Consider the following 1,326-nt stretch of genomic DNA (forward strand, 5'->3'; position numbering starts at 1 on the left):
GGCATATGCGCTAAGATAGGTGTTGCAGCGGGGAATCGGTTGTGATTCTACGCTGCGATGACTCACGAATCGCTTGTAGATGACGGCTGGGCCGAGACGATTGAACTCCTCGGCGGTGAAGAGTTGATCACAGGGAGTGCTCGCGAGACGAGGGCGTTCCTGCGGCCGCGGGGTGTCAGGTCGGCTACTGATCTGTTGCGCCTGACGCTGGCTTATTGCCTTGGCAAGGTGGGCATGCGGGGCGTCGTGGCCTGGGCGGCGGCAAGCGGGATCGCCGACATCTCGGATGTGGCGTTGCTCGGCCGGCTGCGCAATGCAGGGCCGTGGCTGCAGCAGTTGATTGGGTATCTTTTGAAGCGCGAGGAGAAAGGCCTGGCCAAAGGCCGGCTGATCCGCATCCTCGATGCGACGGCGGTTGCCAAGGCCGGTGTGCATGAGAAGAAGAACAATGGCCTTTGGCGGATGCACTGCGCCTTCGAGCTTGAGCGCGAGCAGTTCGATTTCATCGAGATCACCGACCAGAGCGAGGCCGAGCTGATCGACCGCGTGCCGGTGATACCGGGCGAGATCCGCATCGGCGACCGCGCCTATCTGCAGGCCGAGCGGATCGCAAAGGTCCTGGCGCAAGGCGGCGACGTTCTCGTGCGCGCGGCGTGGAAGAATGTGCGATGGCTCGACGCCAGCGGCACGGCGTTCGATCTCATCGGCCACCTGAAGAGCTGCCGCGAGGAGGTCATCGAAACGCCTGTCTGGCTGGGCCTCAAGAAGGGCGATCCCCTGAAGATGCGCCTGATCGCCTTGCGCAAATCCGAGGCCGCGGCACAAGAAGCACGACGCAAGATCAACAAGGAAGCCAAGGCCAAGGGCACGCAGGTTCGACAGGAGACGCTGATTGCTGCCGGCTTCGTGATCCTCGTGACCTCGCTCGACCAGGATGAGTTTGACGCCGACACAGTTCTCAAGCTCTATCGCTTGCGCTGGCGCATCGAGCTCGCCTTCAAACGTCTGAAGAGCCTGATCGGACTGCGCGCTCCCCCCGCCAAAGACCCAAGGATCGCAAAGCCTTGGATTCTTGCCCACTTCCTCATCGCGCTTGTGACCGAACCCCTCTCGCAGGAGTTTGGTGTCTCTCCCCCTTGAGCGACGGGCGCCCGCTACTGTGGCGCGCCACCCGCCAGATCGTCGCCTCTCTGATCGCAGCGATCTTTGCTCAACCTCCCTTGGCAATCCTGCGCCAAAATCTCCCCGCCTTGCGACATCGATGGCGTGAGCCACCACGAAAGCGCAAATTTCAGTCCATGCCAAAACTATCTTAGCGCATATGCC

The 1,326-nt window shown here is 61.8% G+C and carries 1 protein-coding gene; it reads left to right on the top strand.

Translation table 11 applies throughout. The features are described from left to right. Positions 1-57: 57 nt before the first annotated feature. Positions 58-1,140 (top strand): transposase, encoded by a 1,083-nt coding sequence (locus AC0L2Z_RS35240; protein WP_473630623.1) that lies wholly within the window; start codon positions 58-60, stop codon positions 1,138-1,140. Positions 1,141-1,326 lie beyond the last annotated feature (186 nt).

It is taken from the genome of Mesorhizobium sp. WSM4850 (genome assembly GCF_055811735.1).

Excerpts from the sequence above, each read along its gene's own strand:
- AC0L2Z_RS35240 (WP_473630623.1), top strand. The coding sequence starts at position 58 with ATGACTCACGAATCGCTTGTAGATGACGGCTGGGCCGAGACGATTGAA.